The following is a 19,814-nucleotide window of genomic DNA, read 5'->3' as shown; positions in this document are numbered from 1 at the left end:
GCTCGTTGACGGCTGTGACGGGCCTTCCCGTCCGGTTCTACTGGGGTGGCCCGCCGAGGTCCATCGGACCGACGAAGCACCTGTTCTTCCGGAGGCTCACCGGTGATAGCCGGGTCGATGCCTGTGCCTCCATGGTACCGACGGGCGCAACCCGTTTGTCCGGCGGGCGACGGAACCGGGCGTCACGCCTCCTGGTACCGGCGGCTCAGCAGCCGGTAGTACTTGCTCGACAGGGCGTAACCCGTCAGCAGCAGCCCCAGGAACGCCGTCACGACGAAGACCAGCGCGATCCCCCGCTCCTGGCCCGTCCCGAACCAGTCGCCGATCCACCGGGCCCCCGCCCCGTCCGTCATGAACGGGATGAAGAAGAACTGGGTCAGCGGGCTGATGAGGAACGCCGTGAGCGGCGACGCCGCCATCTCGACGCTCTGCGCGAAGCCGAAGACCCGGCCCTGCCGCTCGTAGGGCACGACCTTCTGCAGCACCGTCTGCTCGGAGGCCTCGACGTACGGCATGGCCACCATGTAGACGGCGAGCCCGGCCACGAGCCACACGACGGAGTCGCGCAGCGGGAAGACGACCGTGACGGTCCACATCGCGATGTTGACCAGCAGGATCAGCCGCACGGGGTTGGACGAGAGGCCCGTGCGGGTGATGAGCAGCCCGCCCATGATCATCAGCGCGCTCAGCCCGCCCCAGACCAGGCCCCACGCCTGCACCGACATCATCGACAGGCCGTACGCGTCCATGAGCGCCATGAAGACCCCGCCGAGCAGGTTGTTCAGCGCCGCGAACACGATGAGCGCGATCATGCCCGGGATGGAGCGCACGACGGCGATCGTGCCGCGCAGGTCCACGCGCTTCGACTCACCCTCGGCCGCGGCGTGCTGCAGCACGTCCGGGATGCGAATCGTCTGCAGGTGCACCAGCGCCACAGCGAGGATCCCGACAGCGAGGATCAGGACCCAGAGCATCCCGCTCGAGCCCACCAGCAGGCCGCTGATCACGGACGTGACCAGGAACGAGATGCCCATCACCGTGCCGACCAGGCCGTTGGCGCGGTCGCGCAGCCGTTCGTCGAAGAGCGCGGTGACGACCGTGGGCAGGGCGATGCTGCGGACGTTACCGGCGATCACACCGCCCATGAGCAGCAGGACGAAGACCCACAGCCGGACGCTCGTCGGGTCCCGCCAGGTCGACGCCGGCGTGGTGAGGTAGAGGGTCAGGCTCGCCGCGTACAGCACGAGCGAGATCACCGCCGACACCTGCATGACCGTCTTCTTGCGGTGATGGTCCACCAGGCTGCCGAACCAGACGCCCGTCGCGACGGTGGCGACGAGGAAGATGCCCGAGATCATGCCCGTCGCGAAGACCGACCTGGTCTGCAGGTAGACGTAGAACGTGATCGCGAACCAGACCGTGAAGTTCATGACCGACACCAGCAGCACGTTCAGCAGGAGCTGGACGAACGTGCGCACCGTCGGGTCGGACAGGTGCAGGCGCGGGCGGTCCTTCGCAGCCTCCTCCGACACCGCCACCGTGGCGACGTACCGGCCCGCCACGGTCGGCGGCTCGGGGTGTTCGGGGTGTTCGGGGTGTTCGGGGTGTTCGTCGTGGGACATCACGTGCTCCGTCCGGGCTCAACCAAGATCCTGTACCCGTGACGACGACGTGGTCCACCGGAACTCATCGGACCCGGCTGTCCGGTCCGTCAACGCCCCCGGTTCACGCCACCGAGACCGTCACCGTGTGGTGGCCCGTCGCACCGTCGGGGGCCGGCGGGGCCTCGTCGGCGGTCTGCACCAGGCCGTCCGTGTCGGTCGCCCGCACCGACAACCGGTGCTCGCCGGGCTCGGCGTCCCACGCGTACCACCACTGCCGCCAGGTGTCAGGCCCCGTGGTCTCGGCGAGGGTCGCCGGCCGCCACGGCCCGTCGTCGGCCCGCACCTCCACGCCCGAGATCCCGGTGTGCTGGGCCCAGGCGACCCCGGCGACGACGACCGTCCCGGCAGCCCGCGACGCCCCCGGCCGCGGCACGTCGATGCGCGACTGCAGCTTGATCGGCCCCAGCGCCGACCAGCCGCGCGGCGTCCAGTAGCCCTCGTCCGCCGCGAACCGGGTGACCTTCAGCTCCGTGACCCACTTCGTCGCCGAGACGTACCCGTACAGCCCCGGGACGACCAGCCGGGCCGGGAACCCGTGCTCGGCCGGGAGCGGCTCGCCGTTCATCCCGACGGCGACGAGCGACGCCCGCTGGGGATCCAGCAGCACGTCGAGCGGGGTGCCCGCCGTGAACCCGTCCACGGACCGCGAGAGCACCATGTCCGCTCCGGCCTGCGGGCGCGCCCGCTCCAGGAGCGTCCGGACCGGGTGCCCCAGCCACAGCGCGTTGCCGATCAGGTCGCCGCCCACCTCGTTCGACACGCACGCGAGGGTGACATGGTGCTCCTCCATCGGCAGGGCGAGCAGCTCGTCCCACGTCAGGGTGAAGGGCTCGTCGACCAGGCCCGTGACGGTCAACGACCAGTCCGCGGGGTCGACCTGCGGGACGCGCAGCGCCGTGTCGATGCGGTAGAACTCGACGTTCGGCGTGATGTAGGGGGCGAGCCCGTCGAGGTCGCCCGGGGCGAGGTCGACGTCGCCGTCGGCGGCCGCGGCGGCCAGGTCGGCTCCCTGCGGGACGGGCTCGGCCGGGGCGGTCGGCGCGGGCAGCCGCACGGCGTCGCGGACCGCCTGCACGCCGCGGCTCGCGGCCGACACGGCGCGGGACGCCGCCAGCGCGATGATCGCGGCCGCCGCCGACAGGCCCGTCACGGCGAGGAACCGGCGCCGGTCGAGGTCCCGGCCCGGTGCACCCGGGCGAGCGGCCGCCGTCGGGCCGCCGGCGGTCACGGGTGCGGCCGAGCCCGGGGCCCAGGCTCGCAGGCGGGCCGCGGCCGCCCGCAGGAGGGCCATGCCCACGGCGATGCCGAGCAGGCTGGGCAGGGCCCAGAGCACGGTCGCGCCGGGGCGGAGCGTCGCGACGACCGCCGCGACCACCCCCACCGCGCCCAGCAGCAGGCTGCCCGACGGCGGACGCCGCACCTCGAGCACCCCCGCGAGCGCCGCACCCACGGCGAGGACCACTCCGATGGTGCCGAGGAGGACCGCCTTGTCGGCCGTGCCGAACCACGCGACGGCGAGGTCCTTGAGCCAGCCGGGAACCGCGTCGACCACGGCGGCGCCCCCGGCGAACACGGGGCTCGCCCCGGTCGCAAGGAAGGCCGCGAACAGCTCCGCGACCGCGAGCCCCGCGCCACCGGCGACGACGCCCGCGAGCGCCGCCCACCCGAGGGACCCTGACCAGCCACGACGTGTCATGAGGCCAGCGTGCCACCCCCGGGTGCACCTGCCCAGGCGGAGCCGGGGAACGTCACCAGGACGTAAGCCGGACCGGCCGCCGCGGGAGCCGTCAGACGCCCGTGCGGGCGATCTTCGTGTGGCTCGCCTGCGCCCGTGGCCGCACGATCAGGAGATCCACGTTGACGTGCGGCGGCTGGGTGAGCGTCCACGCGATGGCCTCGGCGATGTCTTCCGCGACGAGCGGCTGGAAGCCTTCGTAGACGGCGGCAGCACGCTCGGTGTCGCCGGCGAATCGGACCAGGGAGAATTCCTCGGTCGCCACGGCACCGGGAGCCACCTCGATGACGCGGACCGGCTCGCCGACGATCTCCAGGCGCAGCGTCGTCGACAGCATCCGCTCGGCGTGCTTGGCGGCCGTGTATCCGGCGCCGCGCTCGTAGGCGCCGTGCGCGGCGGTGGACGTGACGACCAGGACGTCGCCCTGGGCGGCCCGGATCAGCGGCAGCACGGCCTTCGTGACGCGGAGCGTGCCGAGCACGTTCAGCTCGTACATCTGACGCCAGCCCTCGATGTCGGCGTTCTCGACGGTGTCGAGCCCGAGCGCGCCGCCCGCGTTGTTGACGACGACGTCGAGGCCGCCCGTCGCGGCGAGGTGCTCGGCCAGCGCGGTCACCTGCTCGTCGCTCGTCACGTCGAGCTCGTACGCCTCCGCGCCCGACTCCTGCGCGAGGGCGTCGAGACGGTCCTTGCGCCGCGCCGCGGCGACGACGTCCCAGCCCTCGGCACGCAGCCGGCGCACCGTCGCCGCCCCGATGCCCGACGACGCCCCGGTCACCAGGGCGCGCTTGTTCCGTTCTCCAGTGCTCACGCGCGCAATCTACCTCTCGGCCGGGGCCGCGACGCGGGCCGTTCCGGCGGCCGCGACGTCCGACAGGACCCCCGCCAGGAGGTCCAGTCCCTGCCGCGCCTCGTCGGGCGTGATCACGCACGGCGGGACCACGTGGACCCGGTTCTCGGCGACGAACGGAAGGTATCCGGCGGCGAGCAGGCGGGACTTGACGTCCGCCATGGTGGCTGCGCTGACGGGCTCGCGGGTGTCGCGGTCGGACACCAGCTCGACCGCCCAGAAGACGCCCGTGCCGCGCACCTCGCCCACCAGGGGGTTCGTCGCCGCGAGTGCCGCGAGGCCCGGCCCGAGGACGTCACGGCCGACGCGCGCCGCGTTCTCGACGATCCCCTCACGCTCCATGGCGTCGAGCGTCGCGACGATCGCCGCCATGGCGAGCGGGTGCCCCGAGTAGGTGAGGCCGCCGGGGAACACGCGCTCGTCGAAGGTCGCGGCGATCTCGGCGCTCACCATGACGCCGCCGGCGGGGACGTAGCCGGAGTTCACGCCCTTGGCGAAGGCCACGAGATCGGGCCGCACGTCGTGCTGGTCGAGGGCGAGCCACGATCCGGTGCGCCCGAACCCGGCCATGACCTCGTCCAGGATGAGGACGATGCCGTACCGGTCGGCGATCTCGCGCACCCCGGCGAGGTACCCGGGCGGCGGGACGAGCACGCCCGCGGTGCCGGGGATGGTCTCCAGGAGGATGGCGGCGACCGACGTCGGCCCCTCGGCCTGGATGACGCGCTCCAGGTGGTGCAGGGCGCGGTCGCGCTCCTCCTCCACGGTGGTCGCCCAGAACTCCGAGCGGTACAGGTACGGGCCGAAGACGTGCACGTGCCCGCGCGCGAACTCGTTGGGGATGCGGCGCCAGTCGCCCGTCGCGACGACCGCGGCGCCCGTGTTGCCGTGGTACGACCGGTACGTCGAGACGACCTTGTCGCGGCCCGTGTGCAGCCGCGCCATGCGGATCGAGTTCTCGATCGCGTCGGCGCCGCCGTTCGTGAAGAAGACCTTGCGCATGCCCTCGGGTGCGCGGGCCAGGATCCGCTCGGCGGCCTCGGCGCGGGTCCTGTTGGCGGTCGACGGCGCGATCGTGGTCAGCACGGACGCCTGCTCCCGGATCGCCTCGACGACGGCGGGGTGCTGGTGACCGATGTTGGTGTTCACGAGCTGCGACGAGAAGTCGAGCCAACGCCGGCCCTCGTGGTTCCACACGGTCGAGCCGAGCCCGCCCGCGACCACGAAGTCCGGGAGGTGCGCCTGCGCCGACCAGGAGTGCAGCACCCGGTCGTGGTCTGCCGCGACGACGCGCGCGTCGAGGGCGGCACCCTGCAAAGTCGGATCGCTCATGACCACAGTCTTGCGCGTCACGCGTTTCGTGGGTGTGACGTGCCCGGGAGGCCGGCCGTGTCGGCGGGTCGTTGTATCGTCTCCTCCGGATCGCGGGTCCTCATTCTGACCCGTCGGGGCGGCCTCTTCTTGGGGCCGCGGGTCCGTCCGGTACGCGCCTGCCGTGCCGCTGCTCCCCCAGGTGGAAGGGTGCGCCCATCGCGCGCTCCCGACGCCCGGGTCCCAGACGACCTCAGGAGATCCTCCCGTGCGCACTTCCCGTGTCCCCGCGGCGCTCATGCTCACCGCGTCGCTGGCAGCCTCGCTGGCCGCCTGCTCCGCCGACGCCCGGGGCGAGGTGCCCGCGGAGGCGACCACTCCGGCGTCGGGCACCGCGTACCCGCTGACGATCGACAACTGCGGCTTCGAGACGACGATCGAGAGTGCGCCCGCGAAGGTCGTGACGATCAAGTCCTCCACGACGGAGCTCCTGCTGGCCCTCGGGCTGGGCGACCGGATCGTCGGCTCGGCGTTCCTCGACGGACCCGTGCCCGCGACCCTCCAGGAGGCGGCGGCCGCCGTCCCGGCCGTGGCCGAGCCGCTGGCCGAGCAGGTCCCCGGCGCGGAGGCGGTGCTCGAGCTCGAGCCCGACCTCGTGTACGCCGGCTGGGAGTCGAACCTCACCGCGGAGACCGCGGGCGACCGCGAGACCCTCGCGAGCCTCGGCGTCGCCACGTACGTCGCGCCCGCCGCCTGCAAGGACCCCGCGTACATGCCCGACCCGCTGACCTTCGACTCTGTGTTCGCCGACATCGAGCAGGTCGGGGAGATCTTCGACGTGCAGGACGCGGCCACGGAGCTGGTCGAGGCGGAGCAGGCCAAGCTCGCCGCCGTCGAGCCGGACACGCGCGGGCTCACGGCCCTGTGGTACTCCTCGGGCGACGACGTGCCGTACGTCGGCGCGGGCATCGGCGCGCCGCAGATGATCATGGACGCCGTCGGCCTGGAGAACGTCGCGGGCGACGTGCACGACACCTGGACGCCCTACGCCTGGGAGTCCGCCGTCGAGGCCGATCCCGACGTGATCGTGCTGGTCGACGCCGCGTGGAACACCGCCGACGCGAAGATCGAGCGCCTGGAGTCCAACCCCGCGACCGCCGAGATGACGGCTGTCAAGGAGTCGCGATACCTGCTGCTGCCGTTCCCCGCGTCCGAGGCCGGCGTGCGCAACGTCGACGCCGTCGTGGACCTCAGCAAGCAGCTGGAGGAGCTCGGCCTGTGAGCGGTACGACGGCGGACGGGCCGGGCGGGGCCGAGCGGCGTCCCGCGCGGGGTGCCGTGTGGCTCCCGGCCGCCGTCGTCGTGCTGGTCGGGACCGTGCTCGTCGCGGTCACGATCGGCCCCGCCGAGCTCGCCGTGACCGAGGTGTGGCGCTCGATCGCGACGCACCTCGGGCTCGGCGACGGGCTCGGGCTCGAGCCGCTGTCGCGGATCCGGGACGGCATGGTCTGGCAGCTCCGCCTGCCGCGGATCCTGACCGCGGCGGCGGTCGGGGCCGGGCTGGCGCTGTCGGGCGTCGTCATGCAGTCGCTGACGCGCAACCCGCTGGCCGACCCGTACCTGCTCGGGCTGTCGTCCGGGGCCTCGCTCGGTGCGGTGCTGGTCCTGCTGCTCGGCGTCCCTCTGCTGCTGCCGGTCGCGGCGTTCGGCGGGGCCGTCGCCGCGCTGGCGGCGGCGCTCGGCCTGGCCGGGGCGCTCGGCGCGATCACTCCGACACGCACCGTCCTGGCCGGACTCGCGATCAGCCAGCTCTGCTCCGCCGCCGTGTCGTTCGTCATCTTCTGGGCCGTGAAGGGCGACGCGTTCCGCGAGGTCCTGTCCTGGCTCATGGGATCCGTCGCCTCGGCGACCTGGATGTCCGTCGCGATCACGGGCGTCGCCGTGCTCGTGCTCGGCTCCGCGCTCTCGCTGACCGGGTCCGTGCTCGACGCGTTCACGTTCGGCGACACCGCCGCCGCGGCGCTGGGGATTCCCGTCAACGCCGTGCGGTGGGTGCTGCTCATCGGGGTCGCGTTGCTCACCGGCACGCTCGTCTCGCAGAGCGGGTCGATCGGCTTCATCGGGCTGATCCTGCCCCACGCGGTGCGGCTGCTCACCGGCGCGCGGCACCGCCTCCTGCTGCCGCTGTCGGCGCTGCTCGGGGCGTCGTTCCTGGTGTGGGCCGACACGCTGGCCCGCACCGTGTTCGAGCCCCGTGAGCTGCCGGTCGGGATCGTGACGGCCGCCGTCGGCGCGCCGGTGTTCGCGCTGCTGCTCTGGCGAGGAAGGTCCCGGGCATGACCACCGACGAGCAGGGCACCGCGCACCTTGGTGCCGACGCGGGGCTCGAGGCGTCGCGCGTCTCGTGGGGCGTGGACGGCCGGCTCATCCTCGACGGCGTGGACTGCACCGCTCCCCCAGGCGCGGTCACGGGCCTGCTCGGGCCTAACGGCTCGGGGAAGTCGACACTGCTGCGCGTGATCGCGGCCGTGCAGCCGGCGGGCAGCGGGACGGGCGAGCCGGGCGTGCGGTTCGGCGGGGAGGACCTCGCGGCGCTCTCCCGCCGTCGTCGCGCCCGGGTCCTGGCCCTCGTGGAGCAGGACGCGACGACGGACCTGCCCGTCTCCGTGCTCGACGCCGTGCTGCTCGGGCGCATCCCGCACCGCTCGCTGCTCGCGGGCGACTCCGCGGCCGACCGCGACGTCGCTCAGCAGGCCCTGGCGACCGCCGGGGCGCTGGAGCTGGCGGGCCGTGCGGTCGCGACGCTGTCCGGCGGCGAGCGGCAGCGCGTGCACATGGCTCGCGCCCTCGCCCAGCGGCCGCGCCTGCTCCTGCTCGACGAGCCGACCAACCACCTCGACATCGCCGCTCAGCTCCACGCGATGCGCGTGCTGCGCAGCCTCGCCGACGACGGCGTGACGGTGCTCGCCGCGCTGCACGACCTCAACCTCGCCGCCGCCACCTGCGACCACGTCGTGCTGCTGTCAGGCGGGCGGGTCGCCGCGGCGGGGGCGGTCGCGGACGTGCTCGTGCCCGAGGTGATCGAGCCGGTCTACGGCGTGCGGTGCGAGGTGCTGACCCACCCGCGCACGGGCCGCCCGGTCCTGACCTTCGAGCCCCGGACGGCCTAGCGCCCGCCCCAGGCCGGCGGCGCGGTGGCGGGGCGCTCGCGTCGGAGCATGATGGGTGCATGGCTGCTCCCGAGATGATCGTCCGCGCCGCCAAGCGGTTCAACCCCTACGCGCTCAAGATGTCGTCGCACCTGCCACCGTGGGCGACCGTGCACCACGTCGGCCGGCGCAGCGGCAAGCAGTACGCGACACCCGTCGTCGCGTTCGCCGCCCGCGCCGTCGGCACGCCCGACATCCAGGTCCTGACTCCGCTGCCGTGGGGCGCGACCACCGACTGGACGCAGAACGTGCTCGCGGCCGGCTCGTACCGGATGACACGTGACGGGGTCGACTACCGGGTGGACCGGCTTCGGCTGGTCGACAAGGACGAGGCGGATCCGCTGCTCGCGACCGCACAGCGCACCCTGTTGTCGCTGATCGGCGTCGAGGAGTACGTGGCCGGACGGCTGAGCCGGGAGCCCACGACCTGATCGCTGCCGGACGGCGGGGTCGGTCCGCGGCGCGAACCTGCACGTGCTCCTGGTCCATCACGGGGTCGTACCCGATCGCCCGTACGCCCGGTTGGACACGGGGTTGAACGACGTCGGTAGTGGTCAAACACTCTGGTAACGGTCCAGCCGAGGCAAGCCGGCAAGCAAAGGAGCGCTGATGGTCTCGGTAGGCGTGAAGCAGATTCGGTTCCTCGATGGTGCCGTCGCGAACATTCCCCCTGCCGGCCTCGCGGTCATTGTCGGGCCGAACAACGGCGGAAAGTCGGTCCTGCTCGGCGAGATCGCCCAGTCGCTGGAGCGAGGCAGCCCGTTCGCCCCCGCAGAATGGGTCAGCGGCGTGGAGCTGGAGCGGACGGGGAGCCCGGCGGAGCTCGAAGAGTGGTTCCGCCTCCGGGCCCGGCTGGCGCCCGACGGGGAAGCATACGGCGGCCAGCTCGTCATCGGCGATGCCATGGAAGGCCCTCGGCTGACGCTCAACAAGTGCCTTCTCTACTGGCAGGGCGCGAACGGGCTCGGACCGCTGGCGTCCCACTTTGCCGGGTTCCACGATGCGATGTCGCGGGCGAACCTCTTGCAGATCGCAGAAGCGCGTAACCCGATGATCTCGGCCCGGAGCCCGCTCCACCGCGTCTGGGACGACCGGGAGCTGGAGGCCCACCTGGCTCGGCTGACGCGACGCGCTCTCGGCTTCGACGTGAGCATCAATCGCTATGCGCAACAGCTCGAGCTCCTGATGGGGAAGCCGACCCGGCCTGACGAGACCCTGCCGCCCAGCCCGGCACTGCTCGAGGAATATGCGCGGTTGCGCGTGGTACGGGACCAGGGCGACGGGATACGCAGCTTCGTCGGCCTCTTGCTTGCCTTCCTGGCCTCCGGGAACTGCATCACCATGATCGACGATCCCGAAGTGTTCCTGCACCCACCACAGGCGCGCAGCCTGGGTCGGTTTCTTGCCCAGGAGTCACCGCCGACGACCACTCAGGTATTGATCGCGACGCACAGCGAGGACCTGCTCGAGGGTGTCCTCGAGGGTGCCGCTGACCGGGAGGTCACGATCATTCGGATCTCCAGCACGCGGACGTCCGGCATCCGGAAGAAGAATGCGCTCCCGGCCGAGCGCGTGAAGACGGTCTGGACGGACCCGCTCCTTCGGTACTCGCGCCTGCTGGACGGGCTGTTTCACCAAGGGGTCGTCGTCTGCGAGGCGGATGGCGACTGCAGGCTCTATGAAGCCGCACTCGACGCGCATCTCGCGGCGCGAGCCGAGCACGACCTGGTCTTCACCCATGTCGGCGGGAAGGACCGGCTGCCCTTGGCCCTTGCGGAGCTCAACAGGCTCGCGCTGCCCGCGGCGGTGATCGCCGGTCTTGAGGTGCTCGACGATCAGCGCATGGTCGCAGCCCTGGTCGAAGCCGGCGGCGGCGACCCCGCCTCGGTTCTCGACGACCTTCAACGCGACGCCCCGGCGGCGGCTGAGCAGGTGCTCGGCTACCTGCGCAGCCTTGGGATCTTCCTGGTGCCGGCGGCGGGCGCGCCCGCGCCGGCCGGCGCGCTGGAGCCCTCCCCTGATCTCGCCACCCTTCTCGACCAGGTTGCCGCTCACTTCGGGATTGCTTCCTAGATCACGCTCAACAGACGACGTGGCCTGGCGCGCACCACCGATGCCCGACGTCGACCACGAGCCGGGACCCGGTACCAGGCCCGGCCAGGACGAACGTGCGGAACGGCAGCCGCGCCCGCACGCCGAGCCCGATCGTCGTCACGCCCTCGAAGCTGCCGGCCCAGGCGACGTGCCGGAAGGTCGTGTAGCCCGTGGTGTCGACCAGGGTGCCCGGGCCGACGAAGAACGCGTCGGTCGGGATGACGCCGACCCGCGCGACGACCTCCAGGCGCGCCCCGCCACGGACCGGTACGACCGCCCCCGAGCCGTCCATGACGACCTGGTCCACGTAGCGCACCGACCAGCCGGTGAGCGGCGCGTCGATGTCGAGCACGAGCCGGTCGAAGCAGGGATGGCGTCCGGCGCGGACGTCGAAGAGCTGTCCGGCGGACATGCCGGGCGCGCCCTTGGCGAGCGAGCCCCACACCTGCCCGCAGTACGGATGAGCCGTCGCCGCTGGAGCCGTGATCACGGTTCCCGTGAGAAGCAGCGACAGGACGGACATCAAGATGAGCAGTCTGCGACGCATGGTGTACTCCCTCGTACCGGTTTCACGATCCTCGTGCCCGTGGGCACCGTCAAGGCCCTCTCGTGGGCTTCGCCGGCACGGAGGAGCGCAAGCCGCTCGCGCCTGTCATGCTTCAAGACAGCGTCGGTACGCGCTCTTGAGGCTGACCTCTGTTCCATGCTGCTTGGCCAGCTCACCTGGTGATCAACAGACCTGCCGGAGGTGACGACGATGTCGTTCTCGGTCACGGGCATTCCTGAGGCCGACGCGGTGCTGGACGAGCATTCGTTCGCGGTCCTCGCGGGCATGATGCTGGATCAGCAGTACCCCATGGAGCATGCCTTCCGCGGGCCCTGGAAGATCCTCGAACGGTTCGGGACGCTCGACCCTGCGGCGATCGCGGCGGCCGACCCGGAGGAGTTCATGCAGCTCGCCACCACTCCCCCGGCCATCCACCGGTACGGCCGCTCCATGGCGGCACGGGTCCAGGACCTCGCGCGGGTCGTCGCGGAGGAGTACGACGGCGACGCCTCCCGCATCTGGACGGAGGCGGCCACCGGTGGGGACCTGTTGAGACGGGTACAGGCGCTGCCCGGCTTCGGGGCACAGAAGGCCAGGATCTTCGTCGCGCTGGTCGCCAAGCAGCTCGGTGTCAAGCCTGAGGGGTGGGAGCAGGCCGCAGGCGACTACGCCCTCGACGGCTACCGGTCCGTCGCCGACGTCACCAGCCCCGAGTCCCTCCAGAAGGTCCGCGACTTCAAGAAGGCGAAGAAGGCCGCCGCCAAGGCAGCCGGCTGACCGCGGGCACGCCGGCCTACAGCAGCCCCACCACCGCGAGCGCCGCCGCGATCGTGGCCGACACCGTCCGCACGTGGTTCCACCGCGTCCACGGCCCGTGGAAGTCGCGCCACCCCTCGCCCACGTCGGGCGCGACGAGCAGCCCGTTGTTGAGGGGCACGTTGAGCACGACCGTGACCCCGAACGACCCGAGGGCGTACAGCGCGGTCGCTGCGAGGAACCACGCGGCTCCGGCGTCGTCCTGCGCGTACGCCCACACTGTCGTGGCGAGCGGCACGAGCAACGCCCCGCCGAACACGACCATGAAGGGTGGCCGGACCGCCTCCGCGTTGATGCCGTTCATCACGGCACCGGCCTCGGCATCCTCGGCACGGCGCAGGCCGGCCACCACGAACGTCGAGAACGCAAAGAACACCCCGGCCGACAGGCCGAGCACCACGACGGACAGGACCGCCAGCACATCGAGCATCTCGCCACCTCCTGCCCCCAGTCTGGTGCCCGACGCCGGTCGTGCGGGGTTCAACCCGCCGACCAGGACCAGGGCAACCGTCCGGGGTCTGGCCGATCTGGGCGCCGCGCCCGGTCAGTTCCCGGCGGGCTCGAAGTCCACGAGGCCGACGACGTTCCCCTCGCTGTCCCGGACGAACGCCTGCCACTCGTCGTGCCCGGCGGGGCCGAGGGTGTCGTCCTCGTGGGTGAAGATGACGTGCGGCTCGGACTCGATCGTCACCCCGGCCGCGCGCAGCTCCTCGACCCGCGCCCGCAGCCCCGGCACGCGCAGGTAGATCAGGGCCGACGGCGCGCCACGTTCGAGCATGAGCCGCACGTCGCCGAGCGCGTGGAACAGCAGGCCTGGCGGGTCGAACCGCGCGGCGGGCGGGGTCCCGAGCAGAGCGGTGTAGAACGCTCCCGCACGATCGAGGTCGTCGGCCCGCTGGGCGATCTGGACAAGGTCCATGACCTCATGAAACACCCTCAGGAGTGTCGGTGTCCCGTGCCACACTATGTCCATGCTCGAGCTCGCCACCGGCAGCGGCCTGGCCATGGCTGCCGGCCTCAACGCCTGGATCCCGCTGATCCTGCTCGGTCTCCTGTCCCGGTTCACCGACCTCGTCGAGCTGCCGGGCGCCTGGTCCTGGCTGGAGAACCCGTGGGTCCTGTGGATCCTGGGCGTCCTGCTCGTGGTGGAGGTCGTCGCGGACAAGATTCCCGTGGTCGACAACATCAACGACGTCGTGCAGACGGTGATCCGGCCGACCGCGGGCGGCATCGCGTTCGGCGCGGGCGCGGGCTCGGAGACCGTCACGGTGACGGACCCGCAGACGTTCCTCGAGTCGGGCCAGTGGCTGCCGGTGGTGCTGGGCATCGTGCTCGCCCTGGGCGTGCACGCCACGAAGGCCGGCGCGCGCGTGGTCGCGAACACCGCGACCGGCGGGGCGGCGGCCCCCGTGGTGAGCACGGCGGAGGACATCGGCTCGGTCGGCTTCTCCGTCCTCGCCCTGCTGCTGCCGATCCTCGTGGTGCCGCTCCTGCTGGGGCTGGTCGCGTGCATCGTGCTGGTGGTGCGTGCCTGGCGACGGCGTGGCAACCTCAAGGGAGCCTTCTAGCGCTCCTGGAAACCCCGCCGGGGCGGCGCGAGTGACGAGTCCCACGGTCCAGGCCTGCCGAACCGCGCGACGTATCGGCTAGGTTGATACGACACATATGCGGGGTCGATCAGTGGTCCCGCCCGCCCGGCCTACCGGCCAGGTACTCGTACGAAACGGAGCCCTCACCATGTCACGCACCCGCGCACTCGTCACGGTCGCCGCGGCCTCAGCCGCCCTCCTGGCGCTCGCCGCGTGCGGCGGCGACGACACCGCCGGCGACGCCGGCGGAAACGACCTCGGCCTGGTCTCTGCCGGCACGCTGACCGTCGCCACCGAGGGCACGTACCGCCCGTTCAGCTTCCACGAGGACGGCTCGGGCGACCTGGTCGGGTACGACGTCGAGGTGGCCGAGGCCGTCGCAGACAAGCTCGGCCTGGAGGTCGAGTTCCAGGAGACGCAGTGGGACGCGATCTTCGCGGGCCTCGACGCCGGCCGCTTCGACACCATTGCGAACCAGGTCTCGATCACGCCCGAGCGCGAGGAGAAGTACCTCTTCTCCGCCCCGTACACGATCTCGCGCGGCGTGGTCGTGACGACCACGGACAACACGTCGATCACGAGCCTCGCCGACCTGTCCGGCAAGACCACGGCGCAGTCGCTCACCTCGAACTGGTACGAGCTGGCTCAGGCCAACGGCGCGAACGTCGAAGCGGTCGAGGGCTGGGCCCAGGCTGTCGCGCTGCTCCAGGAGGACCGGGTCGACGCCACGATCAACGACCAGCTCACCTACCTCGACTACGTCAAGGAGAACGGCGAGTCCGGCCTGAAGGTCGCCGTCGAGACGGACGACACCTCCGAGTCCGCGTTCGTCGTCACCCAGGAGCGGGCCGCACTCGCCGAGGCGATCGACGGCGCCCTGGAGGAGCTGCGCACCGAGGGCGTGCTCGCCGAGCTCGGCGACAAGTACTTCGGTGCGGACGTCTCGCAGTGACGCCTGCGGCTGACGCTGCCCGACGCCGAAGGCGCCCTGGGGTCCCCGCGAAGTATTCCGCAGCGAAGCAAGGAAACTTCGCGGGGTGTGGGCGCCGGACTGGTCGCCTCCCCCGGGGGGCGGCCAGTCCCGCGTGGCAGCCCCGGGGCGACGACGCGGCCCCGGTGCCGTGCGGCCCGGCTCCGTCGGGCACCACCCGGACGGTGGGGTGACGGCGTGGACTGGAACCTCGTCTCCGAGTCGTTCTGGCCCATCACGCTCGGCGGCCTGAGAGGCACCCTGCCGCTCGCCCTGATGTCGTTCGCGATCGGCCTGGTCATCGCGCTCGGGGTGGCTCTGCTGCGCCTGTCGCCGAACCGGCTGCTGTCGGGGATCGCGCGGGCGTTCGTGTCGGTCGTGCGCGGCACGCCTCTGCTGGTGCAGCTCTTCGTCGTGTTCTACGGCCTGCCGTCGGTCGGCATCGTCGTGGACCCGTGGCCCAGCGCGGTCATCGCGTTCTCCCTGAACGTCGGCGGCTACGCGGCCGAGGTGATCCGCGCCGCGATCCTGTCGGTGCCGAAGGGTCAGTGGGAAGCCGGCTACACCGTCGGCATGTCGAACGCGCGCACGCTGCGCCGCATCGTGCTGCCGCAGGCCGCGCGCGTGTCGGTACCGCCGCTGTCGAACACCTTCATCTCGCTGGTGAAGGACACGTCGCTCGCGTCTCTGATCCTCGTCACGGAGCTGTTCCGTGAGGCGCAGCAGATCGCGGCGTTCTCCAGCGAGTTCATGCTCCTGTACCTGGAGGCGGCGCTCGTCTACTGGGTGTTCTGCACGGTGCTCGCCACCGGGCAGGACCTGCTCGAGAAGAGGCTGGAACGCTATGTCGCGCACTGAGCCCGCCGCCGACCGCGCCCAGGACGCGTCGCCGCTCCTGGAGGCGCGCGGCCTGCGCAAGTCCTTCGGCGCGCACGAGGTGCTCCGCGGCGTGGACCTCACGGTCCGCCGCGGCGAGGTCGTGGCGCTCATCGGGCCGTCGGGCTCGGGCAAGACCACCGTGCTGCGGTCGCTGAACGGCCTGGAGACGCCGGACGCCGGTACGCTGGAGCTCACCGGCGGCCCGTCCCTCGACTTCGCCGAGCCGGTGCCGAAGGCGCGGCGGTTCGCGCTGCGCGACCGGTCGGCGATGGTGTTCCAGCACCACAACCTCTTCCCGCACATGACGGTGCTCCAGAACGTCATCGAGGGCCCCACGCAGGTCCGGCGCGTCCCGCGCGCCGCCGCCGTGGTGCGGGCGGAGGCGCTCCTCGCCCGCGTCGGCCTCGCCGACAAGCGCGACGCCTACCCGCACCAGCTCTCGGGCGGGCAGCAGCAGCGGGTCGGCATCGTCCGCGCGCTGGCGCTCAGCCCGGACCTGCTCCTGTTCGACGAGCCGACGAGCGCGCTCGACCCCGAGCTCGTCGGCGAGGTGCTCACGGTGATGAAGGAGCTCGCCGACGAGGGCTGGACCATGGTGGTCGTGACGCACGAGCTCGCGTTCGCGCGGGCCGTCGCCGACGAGGTCCTGTTCCTCGACGGGGGCGTCGTCGTCGAGCGCGGGACGCCTGCGCGCCTGTTCACGCAGCCGGCCGAGGAACGGACCCGGCGGTTCCTGCACCGGCTCCTGCACCCGCTCGACTGAGCCGGAGGTGCAGCGCAGGGTGAGGGCCGAGGAACGAGGCACTCGCCCGTAGCGGAACCGCAGGCTCAGTCGATGGAAACTCGACTGAGCCGGAGGTGCAGCGCAGGGTGAGGGCCGAGGAACGAGGCACTCGCCCGTAGCGGAACCGCAGGCTCAGTCGATGGAAACTCGACTGAGCGGTCAGGCCGTCGCAGCCTCGGCGGCGCCAGTCCGGGCAGCGGCGACGCCGGCGACGATCCGGTTGACCGCTTCGCGCCCCGCGCGGTTCGCGCCCACCGTGGACGACGACGGCCCGTAGCCGATCAGGTGCACACGCGGGTCGTGGGCGACCTGGGTGCCGTCCATGACGATCCCGCCGCCGGGGCCACGCAGGTGCAGAGGCCGCAGGTGGTCGAGAGCCGCACGGAACCCGGTCGCCCACAGCACGACGTCGGCGCGGACGAACGACCCGTCCGCCATCCGCACCCCCTCCGGCTCCATGGCTGCGAACATCGGGTGCCGTTCGAGCACGCCCCGCTCCCTCGCGGCGATGAGCGTGGGCGTCCAGATCAGCCCGGTCACCGACACGACGCTCCGCGGCGGCAGTCCTTGTCGCACGCGCTCCTCCACGAGAGCTACGGCGCGGCGCCCGGCGTCGCGGTCGAAGTCGGCGTCGCGCCACTCGGGCTCGCGCCGGGTGACCCACGTGGTGGTCGTGACGCGGGAGATCTCGTCCAGGAGCTGCACGGCGGAGATCCCGCCGCCGACCACGACGACGTGCTTGCCCGTGAAGTCCTCGGCGCGCACGTAGTCGGCCACGTGGAGCTGGATCCCGCGGAACGAGTCCTGACCCGGATAGCGCGGCCAGAACGGCCGGGTCCACGTCCCGGTCGCGGTGACCAGCCACCGCGCAAGGACCTCGCCCCGCTCCCCCGCGCCCGTCTCGTACACGACGCGGAGGCGCCCGTCGTCGGCGTCGGACACCGCGGTGACCCGGACGGGGCGCAGCACGGCGAGCCCCGTCGTCTGCTCGTAGTCGGCGAAGTAGCGCGGCAGCGCGTCCGCGCTCGGCTCGGCCGGGTCGACGTCGGGCTGCGCCATGCCGGGCAGGTCGTGGATGCCGTTGACCGTGGCCATGCGCAGGGAGCGCCAGCGGTGGCGCCAGGCGCCGCCCGGCCCGTCCTCGGCGTCGAGCACCAGGTACGTCCGGGGTGTCCCCTCGTTGCCCGACGCCGGTGGCTCGCCCTGCGCGGTCGGCTCGCCCAGGGCGCTGGTCGCCTCACCCAGGGCGCGGTTCGCCCGGGTAGCCCGGTGCAGCCGGACGAGCGGGACGTCGTCGGGCAACGGTGCGGGGACGAAGCCCCGCCGGCGCAGGTGGTACCCGGCCGACAGGCCTGCCTGACCCGCGCCGATCACGACCACGTCGGTCTCGAGCGTTCTCACACCCGCGCAACGCCGGGCGCGACGGCGTCCTTCCCGAACCGGCCGCGAAGCGCAGTCTCGTTCGCCACGTTCTCCTTCGGCACGTCCTGCTCCGGCAGGTCAGGATGGTGGCGTGCAGCTCGATGCAGGGACCTGCCGTGCGCGGTTCGCGGCGGCCCGTTCGGCCCACCTCGCGACGACGGGCGCGGACCAGGCCCCGCACGTCGTCCCGGTGACGTTCGCGCTGATGGGCGACGAGGTCGTCATCGCCATCGACCACAAGCCGAAGACGACGGGGAGCCTGCAGCGGTTGCGCAACCTCGCCCAGAACCCCCGCGCCGCGCTCCTCGTGGACCGCTATGACGACGACTGGGCCAACCTGTGGTGGGTGCGCGCCGACGGGACCGCGACCGTCGAGCACGACGGGCCCGGGCACGAGGAGGCGATCGACGCGCTGGCCGCCCGCTACCCCCAATACCTCGCGGACCGCCCGCACGGTCCGGTGATCCGCGTGCGGGTGGAGCGCTGGTCGGGCTGGGCATTCACCGACCCTCGGCAGCGCCCGGCCGGGGACGTGTCATAACTTTCCCGTGGCGGGTGAAGTTTTGGTCAATTAGCGTCATCGGCATGAACCAACCGGAACAGAGGACTCGCCTCCGCGTCGTCCTGGCGGGCACCGTCGCCGCGCTCACCTGGACCGTCGTACCGCCGGCCGCCGCTGCAGGCGACCCCGTGGGCAGCGAGTCCACCGCACCCACCTACCGCGTGTTCGCCACCCGCGAGGGACTCGTGGGCCGCACCACCGCGAACGGCCACGTCATCACGGAGCGCGACCACTTCGTCGCCCTCCCCTCCCGGCTGGCGCTGTCCGCCGACCAGTCCGGCACCTACACCGTCCGCGTCTGCGCCCCCTCCACGGGGCGCTGCGAGTACGCGCCCGTCTGGGACGTCGGGCCGTGGAACACCACCGACGACTACTGGAGCACCGCCCGCCACGCGTCGATGGACCTTCCCCGCGGCCTGCCCGAGGCGCAGGCTGCGTACCAGCAGGGGTACAACGGCGGACTCGACCAGTTCGGGCGGCAGGTGCTCAGCCCGGCCGGCATCGACCTCGCCGACGGCATGTTCTGGGACGGGCTGCGCCTGACCGACAACTCCTGGGTCGACGTCTCCTACCTGTGGGTGGGCAGCGGGCCGCGCGGCACCGTGCGGACCAGCGGGTCACCCCTCAACGTGCGCGCGTCGGCCAGCACGAGCGCGCCGCTCGTGGGGGTTGCCGCCAACTGGTCCAACGTCGTCGTCGAGTGCACCGTCCGCGGCACCTGGGTCAACGGCTACCTCGGCAGCACCAACCTCTGGAACCGCATCGGACCGGGGCACTTCGTCTCGGACGCGTACCTGCAGACCGGCACCGGCAACCCCATCGCTCCGGCCTGCTGACCGCCGGAAAATCCGCGGGCCGACCCGGCCGGGCCCACCGTAGGATCCGGTCATGTCCGTCCCTACCCCCGTCCACCCCGCCGTCGAGCGGGTCGCGACGGCCCTCACCGAGCACGGCGTGACGGGCGAGATCCACTGGCTCGACGACGCCGTGACGACGGCCCAGCTCGCCGCCTACGCGCTCGACGTGGAGGTCGGCCAGATCGCGAACTCGCTCGTGTTCCTGCTCGACGGCGAGCCGGTCCTCGTTCTCACGTCCGGCGCGCACCGCGTCGACACCGACTGGCTCGGCACCCGCCTCGGCGGGGTCCTCTCCCGTGCGACCAAGGACGCCGTCAAGGACGCCACCGGCCAGGTCATCGGCGGCGTCGCGCCCGTCGGGCATCCGGTGCCCGTCCGGACCTTCGTCGACACCGCGCTCGCGCGGTACGACAAGGTGTGGGCCGCCGCTGGACATGCCAAGACGGTCTTTCCGACGACGTTCGACGAGCTCGTGCGGATCACCGCAGGCACGGCCACGCCCGTGGAGCCGGCCGGCGTCTGACG

At 72.2% G+C, this 19,814-nt stretch carries 21 protein-coding genes; 13 read left to right on the top strand and 8 right to left on the bottom strand.

The annotated features are described in order from the left end of the window. Positions 1–182 precede the first annotated feature (182 nt). The 4 genes from L1785_RS18005 to L1785_RS17990 all read right to left on the bottom strand — a co-directional run bounded on the left by L1785_RS18005 (position 183) and on the right by L1785_RS17990 (position 5,581). Positions 183–1,622, bottom strand: coding sequence for an MFS transporter (locus tag L1785_RS18005; RefSeq protein WP_236090667.1), 1,440 nt, complete (start codon positions 1,620–1,622; stop codon positions 183–185). A gap of 103 nt (positions 1,623–1,725) precedes the next feature. Then, entirely contained in the window at positions 1,726–3,360 is a 1,635-nt protein-coding gene (locus L1785_RS18000) for a molybdopterin-dependent oxidoreductase (protein WP_236090664.1), read from the bottom strand. A 91-nt stretch (positions 3,361–3,451) separates the two neighbouring features. Beyond that, a complete protein-coding gene (locus tag L1785_RS17995; RefSeq protein WP_236090663.1) occupies positions 3,452–4,210 on the bottom strand; it encodes an SDR family oxidoreductase in 759 nt (252 codons plus the stop codon). A 9-nt stretch (positions 4,211–4,219) separates the two neighbouring features. Continuing rightward, the gene (locus L1785_RS17990; RefSeq protein ID WP_236090662.1) at positions 4,220–5,581 is read right to left on the bottom strand and encodes an aspartate aminotransferase family protein; all 1,362 of its coding nucleotides are present in this window, start codon (positions 5,579–5,581) and stop codon (positions 4,220–4,222) included. A 247-nt stretch (positions 5,582–5,828) separates the two neighbouring features. On the opposite strand from L1785_RS17990, the gene L1785_RS17985 reads away from it, so the two are divergent. The 5 genes from L1785_RS17985 (at position 5,829) to L1785_RS17965 (ending at position 10,842) form a co-directional block, all read left to right on the top strand. Next, entirely contained in the window at positions 5,829–6,842 is a 1,014-nt protein-coding gene (locus tag L1785_RS17985) for a putative F420-0 ABC transporter substrate-binding protein (RefSeq protein WP_236090661.1), read from the top strand. Between the two features lie 56 nt (positions 6,843–6,898). After that, a complete protein-coding gene (locus L1785_RS17980) occupies positions 6,899–7,900 on the top strand; it encodes a putative F420-0 ABC transporter permease subunit (RefSeq protein WP_236090716.1) in 1,002 nt (333 codons plus the stop codon). Then, positions 7,897–8,730, top strand: coding sequence for a putative F420-0 ABC transporter ATP-binding protein (locus L1785_RS17975; protein WP_236090660.1), 834 nt, complete (start codon positions 7,897–7,899; stop codon positions 8,728–8,730). The genes L1785_RS17980 and L1785_RS17975 overlap by 4 nt, the downstream gene beginning before the upstream one ends. A 59-nt stretch (positions 8,731–8,789) precedes the next feature. Further along, positions 8,790–9,200 carry a PNPOx family protein gene (locus L1785_RS17970; RefSeq protein WP_236090659.1) on the top strand — a complete coding sequence of 137 codons (411 nt, stop codon included), beginning with the start codon at positions 8,790–8,792 and terminating at the stop codon, positions 9,198–9,200. Positions 9,201–9,378: 178 nt separating this feature from the next. Beyond that, complete coding sequence (locus L1785_RS17965) at positions 9,379–10,842, top strand: AAA family ATPase (protein ID WP_236090658.1); 1,464 nt, start codon at positions 9,379–9,381, stop codon at positions 10,840–10,842. A 7-nt stretch (positions 10,843–10,849) separates the two neighbouring features. On the opposite strand, the gene L1785_RS17960 is transcribed toward L1785_RS17965, so the two are convergent. After that, a complete protein-coding gene (locus L1785_RS17960) occupies positions 10,850–11,410 on the bottom strand; it encodes an AMIN-like domain-containing (lipo)protein (protein WP_236090657.1) in 561 nt (186 codons plus the stop codon). 210 nt (positions 11,411–11,620) lie between these two features. On the opposite strand from L1785_RS17960, the gene L1785_RS17955 reads away from it, so the two are divergent. Then, positions 11,621–12,187 carry an HhH-GPD-type base excision DNA repair protein gene (locus L1785_RS17955; RefSeq protein WP_236090656.1) on the top strand — a complete coding sequence of 189 codons (567 nt, stop codon included), beginning with the start codon at positions 11,621–11,623 and terminating at the stop codon, positions 12,185–12,187. A gap of 16 nt (positions 12,188–12,203) precedes the next feature. Here the strand turns inward: L1785_RS17955 and L1785_RS17950 are convergent, their stop codons facing one another. Continuing rightward, a complete protein-coding gene (locus L1785_RS17950) occupies positions 12,204–12,656 on the bottom strand; it encodes an anthrone oxygenase family protein (protein ID WP_236090655.1) in 453 nt (150 codons plus the stop codon). A gap of 114 nt (positions 12,657–12,770) precedes the next feature. Continuing rightward, the gene (locus L1785_RS17945; RefSeq protein ID WP_236090654.1) at positions 12,771–13,145 is read right to left on the bottom strand and encodes a VOC family protein; all 375 of its coding nucleotides are present in this window, start codon (positions 13,143–13,145) and stop codon (positions 12,771–12,773) included. A 52-nt stretch (positions 13,146–13,197) separates the two neighbouring features. On the opposite strand from L1785_RS17945, the gene L1785_RS17940 reads away from it, so the two are divergent. The 4 genes from L1785_RS17940 to L1785_RS17925 all read left to right on the top strand — a co-directional run bounded on the left by L1785_RS17940 (position 13,198) and on the right by L1785_RS17925 (position 16,427). Further along, positions 13,198–13,794 (top strand): DUF4126 domain-containing protein, encoded by a 597-nt coding sequence (locus tag L1785_RS17940; RefSeq protein WP_236090653.1) that lies wholly within the window; start codon positions 13,198–13,200, stop codon positions 13,792–13,794. A gap of 169 nt (positions 13,795–13,963) precedes the next feature. Continuing rightward, on the top strand, positions 13,964–14,767 hold the full coding sequence (locus L1785_RS17935; RefSeq protein WP_236090652.1) for an amino acid ABC transporter substrate-binding protein: 804 nt from the start codon (positions 13,964–13,966) through the stop codon (positions 14,765–14,767). 216 nt (positions 14,768–14,983) lie between these two features. After that, a complete protein-coding gene (locus L1785_RS17930; protein WP_236090651.1) occupies positions 14,984–15,643 on the top strand; it encodes an amino acid ABC transporter permease in 660 nt (219 codons plus the stop codon). After that, positions 15,630–16,427 (top strand): amino acid ABC transporter ATP-binding protein, encoded by a 798-nt coding sequence (locus tag L1785_RS17925; protein WP_236090650.1) that lies wholly within the window; start codon positions 15,630–15,632, stop codon positions 16,425–16,427. Before L1785_RS17930 ends, L1785_RS17925 begins: the two co-directional genes overlap by 14 nt. Positions 16,428–16,607: 180 nt before the next feature. Here the strand turns inward: L1785_RS17925 and L1785_RS17920 are convergent, their stop codons facing one another. After that, a complete protein-coding gene (locus L1785_RS17920) occupies positions 16,608–17,849 on the bottom strand; it encodes an FAD-dependent oxidoreductase (protein ID WP_236090649.1) in 1,242 nt (413 codons plus the stop codon). Between the two features lie 112 nt (positions 17,850–17,961). On the opposite strand from L1785_RS17920, the gene L1785_RS17915 reads away from it, so the two are divergent. Genes L1785_RS17915 through L1785_RS17905 form a run of 3 tightly spaced genes read left to right on the top strand, consistent with a single transcriptional unit; the run spans position 17,962 to position 19,812 of the window. Beyond that, the gene (locus tag L1785_RS17915; protein WP_236090648.1) at positions 17,962–18,411 is read left to right on the top strand and encodes a TIGR03668 family PPOX class F420-dependent oxidoreductase; all 450 of its coding nucleotides are present in this window, start codon (positions 17,962–17,964) and stop codon (positions 18,409–18,411) included. A 44-nt stretch (positions 18,412–18,455) separates the two neighbouring features. Beyond that, a complete protein-coding gene (locus tag L1785_RS17910; protein ID WP_236090647.1) occupies positions 18,456–19,268 on the top strand; it encodes a DUF8814 domain-containing protein in 813 nt (270 codons plus the stop codon). A 52-nt stretch (positions 19,269–19,320) separates the two neighbouring features. After that, entirely contained in the window at positions 19,321–19,812 is a 492-nt protein-coding gene (locus L1785_RS17905) for a YbaK/EbsC family protein (protein ID WP_236090646.1), read from the top strand. Positions 19,813–19,814: the final 2 nt, after the last annotated feature.

The sequence above is a fragment of the Antribacter soli genome (genome assembly GCF_021568775.1).
In the GTDB taxonomy this organism is placed as follows: domain Bacteria; phylum Actinomycetota; class Actinomycetes; order Actinomycetales; family Cellulomonadaceae; genus Antribacter; species Antribacter soli.
The sequence above is the reverse complement of the archived record's forward strand: the minus strand, read 5'-3'. Positions and strand labels throughout refer to the sequence as shown.